Genomic DNA, 12,189 nt, shown 5'->3' on the forward strand with positions numbered 1-12,189 from the left:
ATTGCAGCCTTGGCAACGCCCAAGGTAAGCGCTCGTTTTAGATGTTGAGGGCTGTAGGCCCGACGTCATTCAGGGATGCTCGTCATAGGCAGACTTGATGACACCGGGCCTACAGCCCTCAAGGGTAGTTTGGCCATCTATCCCTGGGGCGTTGCCCCAGGCTGGTATGAACCCGGACCTTCGGCCCTTCTGAAAGGGGCTCACCAGTTACAGTCGTGGCGGTTGCGCCATCGCGGCTCCGAGGCGCGCCAAGGCAAAACAGCAAGACGATGCGTTTTCCCTGATGGCATTGGTCCCGCATGCGGGACGGAACTCCAACTCCTCTCCGCTCCAATGGTAGGGATGAACACGAACAGCATCCGCTCCCCCTCCCGTCATTGATGCATTTGGATGCCTCCGGCATCCGAGGTCCGTGTCGTGGCGCTCCATTGATGGCCATTGCAATCCCGCGACCTGGGACCTGGGACCCAAGACCCCAATCCAACATCCTCCAAAGAATCTCTTGCACAGAGGCCAATCCTTTGCGGCTATTCCCCATGCGCCGACAGGAAAATCAAGCCAGAGCCAACAAGCATTCCAATCCGACCGCTTCGATCCGAATTTATGAGGAGGACGATCTGGCGAGCGTCCTGGCGGACAAGCCCAATCCGCTGATTCTCATCCTGGACTGCATTCAGGACCCGCACAATCTGGGGGCCTGTCTGAGAACGGCGGATGCGGCGGGGTGTGATCTGGTGGTGATGCCCAAGGACAAGACGGCTCCGATCACAGACACGGTCATTCGTGTGGCCTGCGGCGGGGCGGAGAACGTGCCGATTGCCCGCGTGACCAACCTGGCTCGGGCCATGGACAAGCTGAAGGACCTGGGGGTCTGGTTTGTGGGGACGGAGGAGGAGGGCAAGCAGTCCATCTATGACGTGGATCTCAAGGGGCCGATTGGCATCGTCATGGGGGCCGAAGGGGAGGGCATGCGCCGCCTCACTGGAGAGCGTTGCGACTTTCTCGTCAAGATTCCCATGACCGGTCAGGTGCCGTGTCTGAATGTGAGCGTGGCCACGGGCGTCTGCCTCTTTGAGGTGGTCCGCCAGCGCCTTTCAGGAGGCGGTCGACGCCGATAGGACTTGGCCGGGGAGCCCTTTTCCCTTGTGCCCTCACAGAACTGTGCCATACTCGCCGCCCTTTATGGATTATCTCATAGGCTTCCTCCTTGTGCTGCAGGTGCTGATCTGCCTGCTGCTCATTCTCATTGTGCTCATGCAACGTCCTCGTCAGGAAGGGCTTGGCGCGGCATTCGGCAGCGGCACCATGGATCAGGCTTTCGGCGCGCACACCACCACGGTTCTGCAGAAAGGCACCACCTGGCTGGGCATTGGATTCTACGTGATCACGTTTGTCCTGGCGGTTCTCGTGGCTCACAAGGACGGCTCCAAGGCCAACGTTCCTTCTCTGATTGACGAAGCGGACAAGAAACCCGCCGCCACCGCCCCGGCTGAGCCTGCGCTTCCGACGACTCCTGACGCCGCTGCTCCGGCTCCTGCACCTGTTCCCGCTCCTGCGGCACCTACAGGTGAAACGCCGGTCCCGGCCCCTGCACCAGCACCGGCTCCCGCTCCTGAGGCTTCCGCACCTGCTCCGGCTCCGGCACCCGCCGCGGAGACAGCTCCTGCCCCCGCTCCCGCCGCTGAGCAGCCCAAGCTGGCTCCCGTGGACGCTGTTCCTGGCGCGGCCCCTACGCCGCCCCCGGTTCCTGCCACTCCGGCACCTGCTCCCGCTCCTGCGGGCAACTGATTCTGATTTGATTCGCGCTTTGCAGTGCACTGCGCTTTATCTTGGGGGATGCGAGACTTGTGCCGCATCCCCCTTTTTGTGCTCGTGACCGGTGCGCTTCTGACCTCGTGTGGTCGGGATGCGCAGCGGGCGGACTTGGTATTCATCAACAGCGCGGAGATCGAAACGCCGGATCCGGCCATGGCCACCGACCAGGTGAGCATGCGGATCAGCGAATCCCTCTTTGAAGGTCTGTGCCGCAACAATGCTGACGGCAAGGCGGAACCGGCCGTGGCGGAGCGCTGGGATGTCTCCTCTGACCACAAGAAGTACACGTTCTACCTGCGACCAGACGCGGTGTGGAGCACGGGTGAGCCGGTGACGGCCCAGGACTTTGTGTTCTCTTGGGAGCGGGCTCTCCGGCCCTCCACGGCATCGGATTATGCTCCCCAGCTCTACCCGCTGGTGAATGCCAAAGCCTACAACGAGGGGACCTTGAAGGACTTCACTCAGGTGGGGGTGAAGGCGCTGGATGCCAGAACGCTGGAGTGCGTGCTGGAAAATCCCGTCCCGTACTGGATCGATCTGTGTGCTTTCCTGACCCTGTCCCCCGTCCACCGGGCCACCGTGGAAAAGCACGGGAGCAGCTGGATCAAGGCGGACCGGCTTGTTGGGAATGGTCCCTATCTCTTTGAGCGGTGGCTCATCGATGACCATATCCGGCTCCGGCGCAGCCCTACCTACTGGGACCGCAAGAACGTGGCCATGGAGACGGTGGATGTGATCCCGATCACCGAGGCGAACACCGCGCTGAATTACTTCCTCACCGGGCAGGCAGACTTGATGATGGACAAGGGCATGGTGCCTCCCTCGCTGGTGCCCAAGCTCAAGGAGCAGGAGTATTTCAAGACTGGTGATTTCCTCGGAACCTGGTTCATCCGTGCCAACGCCACGAAGGCACCCTTTACCGATGCCCGGGTGCGGCTGGCATTCTCCTATGCGGTGGATCGCAAACGGATTGTGGAGAAGATCACCCAGCTGGGGGAGCGGGCCGCCTATTCCCTGACGCCTCCGGGAGCGGGGCAGGATTATCAACCGCCACCTGGGGTGACTTTCAATCCCCAGCGAGCCCAGGAGTTGCTGGCTGAAGCGGGGTTCCCCGGGGGGCGTGGCTTCCCGCGTGTGGAGTACCTGCACCTGCCGCTGCCCATTGAGCGGAACATCGCGGTGGAACTGCAGGCCATGTGGCGGGAAGTGCTGGGGGTTGAGGTCGGGCTGGAAAAGAAGGAACAGAAGGTCTGGCTCGCCACCATGCGGGAACTCAGCTACGACCTCTGCCGTTCCAGTTGGGTGGGGGACTACAATGATCCCAACACCTTCCTGGAGATGTTTACGACGGGGAACGGGAACAATCGCACTGGCTGGGCCAGCGCGGACTACGACAAACTCATCGCGGCCGCTGCTGCCGAAGGGGATGTGGTCAAGCGGCACCAGATCATGATGGAGGCGGAGAAGATCCTCATCGCGGAAGCGGCTCCCATCTTCCCCGTTTACCACTACGTGGGGGTGCAGTTTCGGAGACCCGAGCTGGGGGGCGTTCAGGCCAACTTGATCGACAACCACCCCTTCCGGGCCATGTACTGGAAGAAGAGATAGGGCGGGGCGCAAATCTCTCACGCTGAGCGGAAAAAGAGGGGGGCATGCAGCCGGGACTGCGCTGGCTTGCGAAGGTGTGGGGGTGGCGCGCTGGCTGCGCCCGCCATTCTCATCTGATCGTCACCCTTCACCCCCTGAGGACATGACCCAGACCACCCAAGCGCTCAAGTTCCTGTTCGTCGGCCCGTTCCTGATGGCTTTCCTGGCCCTCGTCAACAAGATGAGTTTCAACGGCACCTGGTGGTGTCAGTGGCCCATCTCGTTTCTTGCCCTGTGCTGGTTCGTCAGTCTCTACTATGTTCTCCGTGCCGTGGCCATTGCCGGCGGCATCGCGGCGCTTGTTTCTTATCTGAAGCGACGTTGAGGAAGGCGGCGGCCTTAGGTCGAGGGTTTGGCGTCGGTCGATGGCTGCCGCTTCGCCCGCTCAGATTCGATCCACGCCTGGTCTTCACTGCTCAGACGGTTGGTGAACGTGGTGAACTTCGTGCCCCACTCGGTCGTGAGGTTCAGCATGTTGGCGTCGGCTTTATCGAGCTTGGCATACACGACCACCCCCTGCTTGTCTGTCCAGGCCCGGTAGCCGGAGGGGAGCAGGCGCTTGCGCCGGGCTTCGATGGCCTTCTGGCTGGAAGCTACGCTTTCGCGCAGCTTGAGCATGTAGCCCACCTCGTTTTCGTGCTTGTAGCCGCTCAGGCGCAGCACTTCCACGCCATCTGGCAGTGTGACCAGCACGGTGGGGTAGCCACGGACTTTCAGCCGGTCCTTGAAGGCCTGGTAGAAGTCGCTGTCCGCCGTGGCCTTGTCGGAGAAGTCCATGTACAGCGGCACATAGTTCTCCTCGGTGAGCTTTTTGAACTCCGGTTGGAGTACCAGCGTGTTTTCAATGGACTGGCCAGGCGGGCTGTTGCGGTTGTTGACCAGGATGAGGAGCGGTTTGCCCGCACGACGGGCCTGCTCGGTGGCGTCCATCGCGCTGCGGATCCACTGGATCCGGCTGGTGGACTGGGTGCTGTTTGCGGTGACGCTGGAGAAGTCAAACAGACCACCGCCTTCCGCCGAGGCGGGAGAGCCGCCATCGCCAGGGGGCATGCCCGGGGCGGCTGAGCCTGGGGCCATCGGGCCGGTGGAGACGGAACCGGTCAGCTTGGGATCGGCCATGAGGCCCCAACCCCGTGAAGTGGGCAGGTCGGGCTTGGTCTTGTCGCCGTCAGCGTGCCGGTTGAACGGCAGGATCGTGCAGGAGGACAGCAGAAGCACCGCCGCAGGGAGGGTGACCGTCTGGAGAGGCTTGAGGACAGCGGGGCAAGTCATTCGCATGAGGGGCAAATCACATGAGAAGCGCTGGCGGTTTCTCTCCCACCAGCATTCGGGCTATCGGGAACCCGCCTGGCCAGCCATCATGCCTGGGGTGAAGCCGTGCCACATGCCCCCCACCGGAGTGCCCAGCGGGTTGTTGTAGTTCATGCCGAAACCGCTGCCCACCTGGCCGTAGGGCCGGTAGAAGCTTTCTGAACCTGCCGAGCTGGGAACGGACACTTCCTGAGGCCGGTCGCCTGTGGGAATGCCCAGGGCTCGCTTCTGGCTGTCAGCCAGTTCGTGGCGGGCCCAGGCCAATTCATTGGCGCGCTGGCCCACGCTGCTCTGCACGTAAGTCACTCGCTGGTCATACTGCTCCTGAGTGAGCCGGCCTGCGGCCTTTTCCTTGTCCAGCACCGCAATCTGCTCCTGGGCCATGACTTCCGCCCGCTTGTAGAAGCGGTCCATGTCCGCCGCGTTGGGCTTCGTGTTGTACGGCATCCCCCCACAGGAGGCCAGCAGGCTCATCAACGCAGTGGCCAGGAGAAAGGGCGGGATCTGAAATTTCATCAAGCAACGAATGTTACGGAGTCTCTGCGGGGATTTCAATGAAAAGCACGATGCCGCACGACAGGCGGGAATGAGGACCCACCCTGAGACAGCGCGGTGGCGATCCGGCTCAATCTGCGGCTGGCCTGAGGTTTTCGTCGGGTTTTGGTGATGTGAGCAATAATCCTCTTTCCCGGCAGGGCAATCTCCCTTCATTGTGGGAATCATGACGCCTCCATATTCAGACGTGGGTTTGCGGCTTTCCGGCTCCAGCGGCATCCAGGAGCTGATGGATGACCTGGGCATCTCGCTGACCACACACCCCGACATGCGCATGCTCGGCGGCGGGCAGCCTGCAGCCATTCCCGCTGTACAGGCTCTCTGGCGTGAGCGCATGGAGGAGATGGTGGCAGATGGCACTGCCCTGGACCGCATGCTGCTGAACTACGATCCTCCCACGGGGAGCCCGCAGTTTCGGGAAGCCTTTGCGGGATTCCTGAAGCGGGAGTGTGGCTGGCAGGTGACGCACGAAAACATCGCCGTGCTGCCCAGCAGCCAGACGGCGTTTTTCCTGCTCTTCAATCTCCTGGCCGGGGATTCCGGCGGCACGAAGCGGCGCATCCTCTATCCTCTGGTGCCGGAGTACATCGGCTATGCCAACCAGGGGCTCTCCGACGGGATGCTGACGGCCTGCCGTTCCCGGCTGGAGGAGCATGGGGCCCATGAGTTCAAGTACCGGGTGGATTTCGACCGGCTCAAGATCACCCCGGACATCGCTGCCATCTGCATCTCATGTCCGACGAACCCCACAGGCAACGTCCTGACGCCGGATGAGTTTGACCGGCTCAAAGGGCTGGCGCGCGAGCATGGCATCCCGCTGATCGTGGACAATGCCTATGGGCATCCCTTTCCAGACGTGCTCTACACCGGCTTCGCGCCCCAGTGGGAGGAGGGCATGATCTTCTCCATCAGCATGTCCAAGGTGGGGCTTCCAGGGGTGCGCACCGCCATGGTGGTGGCCTCGAAGGAGATTGTGCGCGCCCTGGGCAACATGAATGCCATTGTCTCCCTGGCGAACGGCAACACCGGGCAGGCGCTCATGACGCCGCTGCTGAAGGACAACACCCTGCCCCGCGTCAGCAAGGAGCACATCCGGCCGTTCTACCGTCAGCGCTCGGACTTTGCCGTGGAAGTCTTGCAGGCCTCGATAGCGGACAAGGTACCTTGGGCGCTGCATGCCCGGGAGGGTGCATTCTTCCTCTGGCTCTGGTTCAAGGATCTGCCCATTCCCGCCGCAGAATTGTATCAGCGGTTGAAGGCCCGCAAGGTGCTCGTGATCCCCGGTCACTACTTCTTCTTCGGCCTGGATGAGCCCTGGGAGCATGCGCACCAGTGTTTGCGGCTGACCTTTTCTCAACCGCAGTCTGTGGTGCAGGAGGGGCTTGAGATCCTCGCGGATGAGGTGAATGGACTGCATTGAAGCAGTACGCAGGGGCCAGTGCGTCAGTGGGCAGTGCGTCAGTGGTCAAGGTGTTGGAAGCGGAAGGGCTGGGGTGGACGGCACTGGCTTGCGGGAGGGGATTGTCACTTTCCTGTCTGACTGGAACCCTCTGTGAAACTCCGTGGCCTCTGTGGTTTGAAAACAGAGGGGAGCCACTGACGGTCGCAGTTCAAATTTGCTGCCTTCGTCCCTTCCACAAGTTGCACCAACCGACAGACGCGCCAAAGGTGCGCTTCTTCTCCGCACCGCATGAACCCTCCGCCCACTGAAGAGCTTCACGAACGATTGTACCGGGCTGGCGTGATCGCCGTCCTGATCCTGGATGATGTGGACGTGGCGGTGCCGGTGGCGAAGGCGTTGGTGGCGGGCGGGGTGGATGCCATGGAGCTGACCCTGCGCACGCCGGTGGCGCTGGAGTGTCTGCGGCGCATCCGCAAAGAGGTGCCGGAAATGACGGCGGGAGTGGGCACGATTCTGACCACTGGCCAGGTCAATGAAGTGGTGGAGGCGGGAGCGGCCTTTGGCGTGGCACCGGGCATGAACCCCCGCACGGTGGCAGAGGCTGCCCGGCTGGGGCTCCCCTTTGCACCGGGAATCTGCACGCCCACGGATATCGAACTCGCGGTGGAGGCAGGCTGCAAGCTGCTGAAGTTCTTTCCTGCGGAGCCCTGTGGCGGCTTGAACTATTTGAAGAGCATTAGCGCTCCTTTTGCCCATCTGGGAGTGCGTTACATTCCGCTGGGCGGTGTGGCGCAGGATAATCTGGAAACGTGGCTGAATGAGCCGGTGATTCATGCGGTGGGGGGCTCCTGGCTGGCCCCCAAGGATTTGATTCAGGCAGGTGACTGGGCGGCCATCACGGCCAGGGCCGCCGCCGCCCGTGCCACCGTCAACAAGGTTCGAGGAGAATGGGAATGAGCAGTGGATCACGAGTCGTCGCATTTGGGGAGATCATGGGCCGCCTCGCCGCCCCGGGTCACCAGCGCTTTCAGCAGGCCATGCCGGGCGGGTTGGAGGTCACCTTTGCCGGAGCAGAGGCGAATGTTGCCATGTCCATCGCCCATCTGGGCGGGCAGGCCTCGTTTGTCACCGCCCTGCCGGAGCACGCGGTGGCCGATGCCTGTGTGGCAAACCTCCGCGCGGTGGGGGTGGACACCCGCCACATTCTGCGGACGCCGCAGGGGAGGCTGGGACTTTATTTCCTTGAAACCGGTGTCAATCAGCGCCCGGGCAATGTGATCTATGATCGTGAGGGCTCCTCCGTCTCGATCACCCCGCCCAAGGACTATCCCTGGGATGAGATCTTCCACGGGGCGGGCTGGTTTCACATCTCCGGCATCACCCCGGCCATCTCCAAGAATGCGGCCGCAGTGGCCCTCCATGCGTTGCGCGAGGCCTCGTCCCGCGGACTGCGCATCTCCTGTGACCTGAACTTCCGTTCCAAGCTGTGGACCTGGAAGGCGGGTCTGCGTCCCCATGAACTGGCAACTCTTGCCATGAGGGAACTGCTCCCCTATGTGCATGTCCTCATCGGAGGACGCGAAGATGCCGCCGCGATGATGGGCATCCATGCTTCTCCGGGCAGCACCGATCCTGTGCTGGATGTGTCCCGCCAGATCAAGGCGCTGTATCCCCAGGTCACGCATGTGGCCATGACGCTGCGCAAGAGTCTCTCCGCCAACCATCACAACTGGGGCGGCATGCTGTATGATTCCGCTCTGGACGAGGTGTTCCTCGCCCCGTTGAACGGCGACCGCTATCAGCCTTATGCGATCACAGACATTGTGGATCGATTGGGCGGTGGCGATGCCTTCGCTGCGGGCCTCATCCATGCGCTGAACTCCCCAGATCTGGCGGAGCCGCAGACTGCACTGGGCTTTGCCGTGGCAGCCTCCTGCCTGGCCCATTCCATCCCCGGTGACTTCAACTTCACCACCCGCGATGAGGTGGAGGCTCTTATGGCTGGGAACGTGTCTGGCCGGGTGAACCGATAGGGTGGCAATGATGAATTAGAAATTGGGAATTCTGAATTGAGGAGCAGGCGGGGAGGTTGATCGGATGGAATAAATGAGATCGGGGTGCGTTTAGCAGGAGTTGATCCTTCCTGCTGCCATGCGCCTGCTGCCTTCCCCTTTGCTCGTTGCCGCCCTCGTTTGGGGTGCTTCCTCGATCCTTCCCGCTGCGGAGCTACCGCAGGCCAATATCATTGCGTCCCCAGGGGCCGCCTATTCTGAGACGGCCAGAGTCTGGCAGGGCATCCCCGGGATCGACCGCACACCCAAGGGGCGGCTCTGGGCAGCCTGGTACAGCGGAGATGTCGGGGAGGGCAATCTGGGCAACTACGCCCTGGTGGCCAGCAGCGGCAATGACGGCAAGTCCTGGTCGAAACCCGTGGTGGTGATCGAGGGCCCCAAGGGCACGGCCGTGGTGGATCCCCTCCCGTGGGTGGATCCGCTGGGACGTCTGTGGATCTTCTACAAGCAGGTGACGCCGAGGACGGCAGGCCAGCCTGAATCTGGATTTGCGGGCACCTTTGCCATCCGTGCGGATGATCCGGAAAAAGCCGAGCCCCAGTGGACGGCTCCCCAGTTGATCGGCGAGGGCGGGACCCTGTTTGGGAAGCCGCTGGTGCTGCCGGACGGCCGCTGGCTGGCCCCGTTCTTTGTGAGTGCACGCTCCGCCTGGAAGGATCAGATGGCGGGCAAGGAGACAGGTACAATTGTCTCGTCGGATGCCGGGGCCACCTGGGCCTGGCAGGGCGGCACCTCTATCGCTCCGGACCTACGCAACTTCAGTGAGGCCACGCTGGCCCCGCGCAAGGACGGATCGATCCTCATGGCGATCCGGACCCAGAAGGGGCTCTATGAAAGTACATCTTCGGATGCGGGCAAGACCTGGAGTGAAGCGGTGCCCATGGCGGGATTTTCACCGGGTCCGGCCACTCGGGCCTGCCTGCTGCGGCTCAAGTCCGGTGCCTTCCTGCTGGTGTATCACGAACCTGAGGCCACGACCTCCGGGAAGTATCCGCGGGCGAAGCTGACGGCCTGGCTGTCGGATGACGAGGGCCGCACCTGGCCTCACAAACTGCTGCTGGATGAACGGGCCCGGGTGTCGTACCCCGATGCGGCCCAGGCACCTGACGGTCGCATCTTTATTACCTATGACCTGGGCCGCTACGAGGCTGCGGACAAGGCCATTTTGCTCTCGGTGATCAAGGAGGAGGACGTTCGGGCGGGCAAGCTCGTGAGCGCAGGATCGATGACAAAAAAGGTGATCAACCAGGCCTTCGCCTACGGGAATCACGGCGAGTTGCGTGATGAGGCCAAGGTGGCGGAGTCGATGCCGGAGAAGGAGGCTTTTGACCTCTACCTGCTGATCGGCCAGTCCAACATGGCCGGGCGGGGACTGCTGCCGCTGGAAGACCGGCTCTCCCGGGAGCGGGTGCTGAAGTTCTCCGCCCGCAACGTGTGGGCTCCGGGAGTGGAACCGCTGCATACGGACAAGCCCGCCATTGCCGGGGCTGGCTTGGGCATGAGCTTCGCCAGACAGATGGCGGAGGCGAAGCCCAAGGTGACGATTGGCCTCATCCCCTGTGCGGTGGGTGGCACGCCGCTGGATCGCTGGATCAAGGGCGGCGATCTCTACGCCCAGGCGCTGGTGCGCGCACGGGAGGCCATGAAGAGCGGCAACCTGAAGGGCATCCTGTGGCATCAGGGTGAGGCGGATTCCGGCTCGGAGGAAAAAGCCCGGAGCTATGCCCAACGTCTTGCGGGAATGGTCAAGGACCTGCGAGCAGATCTGGGGGCGGGGGAGGTGCCGTTTGTGGCCGGAGAACTGGGCGAGTTCCTGGAAAGAACCAACAAGGAAGGCGAGCCCAGTTTCTGGCCGGTGGTGAATGATCAACTGGCCACGCTGCCCGGGCTGGTGCCCAATGCCGCCGTCGTGGATTCGGCAGGACTGAAGCACAAGGGCGACGTGGTGCACTTCGACACGCCTTCGTTGCGAGAGTTTGGCGTTCGTTATACGACGGCGATGAAGGGGTTGCAGGAAGCGCAACGCTGAGCGAGTGGGCTGGCAGCATGAAGTTTACCGGGGCACAGTTGCAGGCGTTCGTGGAGCCCTATGGGCTTCACGTCGATGGTCTGCAGCATCTGGGCAGCAGCCAGAATCACGTGTATCGGGCCCGGCATCCGTCGGGGGCTGATTACGTCGTGCGCATTTCCGCAGGAAGATTCCGGACCAGGGCGGAAGTCGCGGCTGAGCTGGCGTGGATCACCTTCCTGTCCGGACAAGGATTGCGGGTCTGCGCTCCCATCGCAACCCAGGAAGGGGAGCTGTGCACCCTCCACACCGTGGAGGGGCAGCCGTGCATTGTGACGTGCTTCCAACACGCTCCCGGGATACGTGTGGGCGCGGAGCATCTGAGCGTGGGTCTCTACAAGGGGCTTGGGAGATTGCTCGGCGAGTTGCATGCCGGGGCCGTGCGCTTTGGTGCGTCGGTGGCCCATTGGGAGCGTGGCCATTGGCATGAGTCCCGGCTGATCTGCCAGGATCTGGAGGCGATGGGGGGCCTGGCAACCGGGAGATTCCGCAGCAGTGTTGCGGAGCTGGTGAGGGATCTTCGTGGCTGGCCTGTTGACTCCTCAACCTACGGTCCCGTGCATGGTGACGTCAGTTTTGGCAACTGTCATGTGCATGAGGGGGAGCTGTGGCTCTTTGATTTTGACAACGCGGAGCACGGCTACTTTGTCCAGGACCTGGCCACGGTGCTTTATGACTCGGTGTACTGCAAAGTGCTGAACAAGTTTGCCGACCCGGGCCTGACCGACCGGATGTTGCCTTTGTGGCAGGCGGTGTGGGAGGGGTATCAGGAGACGGGGGTGGTGAAGGCGCTGGATGCGGAGCAGCTGCGGAAGTTCTTCCTGCTGCGTGAAGCCGTGATCTACATTCACTACCACCGGGTGCTTGATGTGAAGGCGGTGAGCGATTCGTTCAAGGCCGGGTTGGAGATCATGCGTGAGAACGTGGAACGGCAGGAGCACCAGGTGGAGTTTCCGGCCGTCTTCGGGGGAGACGCAAGACTTCAAGGCACAAGACGCAAGAGCTGAGACAGTGGTTGGAAGGGGGGCTTGTGCGATGCATTCGTGAGAATGCGTGGGTGCAAGTGGCCGGATGGGTGGCTTGGTCCTTTGTCGTGCCGGCGACGTCCTGACCGCGTTTTGACAAACGCAGCCACGAGCTGCTATTGCGGCGGAGTGGGACGGGGAGAGAAGCTTGTGGATGCATTCGTGAGAATGCGTGGGTGCAAGTGGCCGGATGGGTGGCTTGGTCCTTTGTCGTGGGGGCGACGTCCTGACCGCGTTTTGACAAACGCAGCCACGAGCTGCTATTGCGGCGGAGTGGGAAGGGGAGGGAAGCTT

11 protein-coding genes are annotated in these 12,189 nt (G+C 62.4%); 9 read left to right on the forward strand and 2 right to left on the reverse strand.

Features of this window, described 5'->3' with window-relative positions:
- Positions 1-536: 536 nt before the first annotated feature.
- From rlmB to BV034_RS05130, 4 genes are all read left to right on the forward strand, one after another.
- Positions 537-1,118 carry a 23S rRNA (guanosine(2251)-2'-O)-methyltransferase RlmB gene (gene rlmB, locus BV034_RS05115; protein WP_050024791.1) on the forward strand — a complete coding sequence of 194 codons (582 nt, stop codon included), beginning with the start codon at positions 537-539 and terminating at the stop codon, positions 1,116-1,118.
- A gap of 64 nt (positions 1,119-1,182) precedes the next feature.
- Positions 1,183-1,788, forward strand: coding sequence for a preprotein translocase subunit SecG (secG, locus tag BV034_RS05120; RefSeq protein ID WP_050024793.1), 606 nt, complete (start codon positions 1,183-1,185; stop codon positions 1,786-1,788).
- A gap of 48 nt (positions 1,789-1,836) precedes the next feature.
- Positions 1,837-3,423, forward strand: coding sequence for a peptide ABC transporter substrate-binding protein (locus BV034_RS05125; protein ID WP_050024795.1), 1,587 nt, complete (start codon positions 1,837-1,839; stop codon positions 3,421-3,423).
- Positions 3,424-3,565: 142 nt separating this feature from the next.
- Complete coding sequence (locus tag BV034_RS05130) at positions 3,566-3,787, forward strand: hypothetical protein (protein ID WP_050024797.1); 222 nt, start codon at positions 3,566-3,568, stop codon at positions 3,785-3,787.
- A gap of 14 nt (positions 3,788-3,801) precedes the next feature.
- Here the strand turns inward: BV034_RS05130 and BV034_RS05135 are convergent, their stop codons facing one another.
- Positions 3,802-4,734, reverse strand: a complete 933-nt coding sequence (locus tag BV034_RS05135; RefSeq protein WP_050024799.1) for a thioredoxin family protein — start codon at positions 4,732-4,734, stop codon at positions 3,802-3,804.
- Between the two features lie 60 nt (positions 4,735-4,794).
- On the reverse strand, positions 4,795-5,289 hold the full coding sequence (locus tag BV034_RS05140; protein ID WP_050024801.1) for a hypothetical protein: 495 nt from the start codon (positions 5,287-5,289) through the stop codon (positions 4,795-4,797).
- Positions 5,290-5,494: 205 nt separating this feature from the next.
- Between BV034_RS05140 and BV034_RS05145 the strand changes: the two genes are divergently transcribed.
- The 5 genes from BV034_RS05145 (at position 5,495) to BV034_RS05165 (ending at position 11,877) form a co-directional block, all read left to right on the forward strand.
- Positions 5,495-6,748, forward strand: coding sequence for a valine--pyruvate transaminase (locus tag BV034_RS05145; RefSeq protein ID WP_050024803.1), 1,254 nt, complete (start codon positions 5,495-5,497; stop codon positions 6,746-6,748).
- A gap of 270 nt (positions 6,749-7,018) precedes the next feature.
- A complete protein-coding gene (gene eda / locus BV034_RS05150) occupies positions 7,019-7,687 on the forward strand; it encodes a bifunctional 4-hydroxy-2-oxoglutarate aldolase/2-dehydro-3-deoxy-phosphogluconate aldolase (RefSeq protein ID WP_050024805.1) in 669 nt (222 codons plus the stop codon).
- On the forward strand, positions 7,684-8,763 hold the full coding sequence (locus BV034_RS05155; protein ID WP_050024807.1) for a sugar kinase: 1,080 nt from the start codon (positions 7,684-7,686) through the stop codon (positions 8,761-8,763). The genes eda and BV034_RS05155 overlap by 4 nt, the downstream gene beginning before the upstream one ends.
- 118 nt (positions 8,764-8,881) lie before the next feature.
- On the forward strand, positions 8,882-10,831 hold the full coding sequence (locus BV034_RS34130) for a sialate O-acetylesterase (protein WP_063768684.1): 1,950 nt from the start codon (positions 8,882-8,884) through the stop codon (positions 10,829-10,831).
- Between the two features lie 17 nt (positions 10,832-10,848).
- Positions 10,849-11,877, forward strand: a complete 1,029-nt coding sequence (locus tag BV034_RS05165) for a phosphotransferase (protein WP_050024813.1) — start codon at positions 10,849-10,851, stop codon at positions 11,875-11,877.
- Positions 11,878-12,189: the final 312 nt, after the last annotated feature.

The sequence above is a fragment of the Verrucomicrobium sp. BvORR034 genome, assembly GCF_000739635.1.
Taxonomy (GTDB): domain Bacteria; phylum Verrucomicrobiota; class Verrucomicrobiia; order Verrucomicrobiales; family Verrucomicrobiaceae; genus Verrucomicrobium.

Bases quoted from the DNA above. Each gene is read 5' to 3' on its own strand.
- rlmB (WP_050024791.1), top strand. From the start codon at position 537: ATGCGCCGACAGGAAAATCAAGCCAGAGCCAACAAGCATTCCAATCCG.
- secG (WP_050024793.1), top strand. From the start codon at position 1,183: ATGGATTATCTCATAGGCTTCCTCCTTGTGCTGCAGGTGCTGATCTGC.
- BV034_RS05125 (WP_050024795.1), top strand. From the start codon at position 1,837: ATGCGAGACTTGTGCCGCATCCCCCTTTTTGTGCTCGTGACCGGTGCG.
- BV034_RS05130 (WP_050024797.1), top strand. From the start codon at position 3,566: ATGACCCAGACCACCCAAGCGCTCAAGTTCCTGTTCGTCGGCCCGTTC.
- BV034_RS05135 (WP_050024799.1), bottom strand. From the start codon at position 4,734: ATGACTTGCCCCGCTGTCCTCAAGCCTCTCCAGACGGTCACCCTCCCT.
- BV034_RS05140 (WP_050024801.1), bottom strand. From the start codon at position 5,289: ATGAAATTTCAGATCCCGCCCTTTCTCCTGGCCACTGCGTTGATGAGC.
- BV034_RS05145 (WP_050024803.1), top strand. From the start codon at position 5,495: ATGACGCCTCCATATTCAGACGTGGGTTTGCGGCTTTCCGGCTCCAGC.
- eda (WP_050024805.1), top strand. From the start codon at position 7,019: ATGAACCCTCCGCCCACTGAAGAGCTTCACGAACGATTGTACCGGGCT.
- BV034_RS05155 (WP_050024807.1), top strand. From the start codon at position 7,684: ATGAGCAGTGGATCACGAGTCGTCGCATTTGGGGAGATCATGGGCCGC.
- BV034_RS34130 (WP_063768684.1), top strand. From the start codon at position 8,882: ATGCGCCTGCTGCCTTCCCCTTTGCTCGTTGCCGCCCTCGTTTGGGGT.
- BV034_RS05165 (WP_050024813.1), top strand. From the start codon at position 10,849: ATGAAGTTTACCGGGGCACAGTTGCAGGCGTTCGTGGAGCCCTATGGG.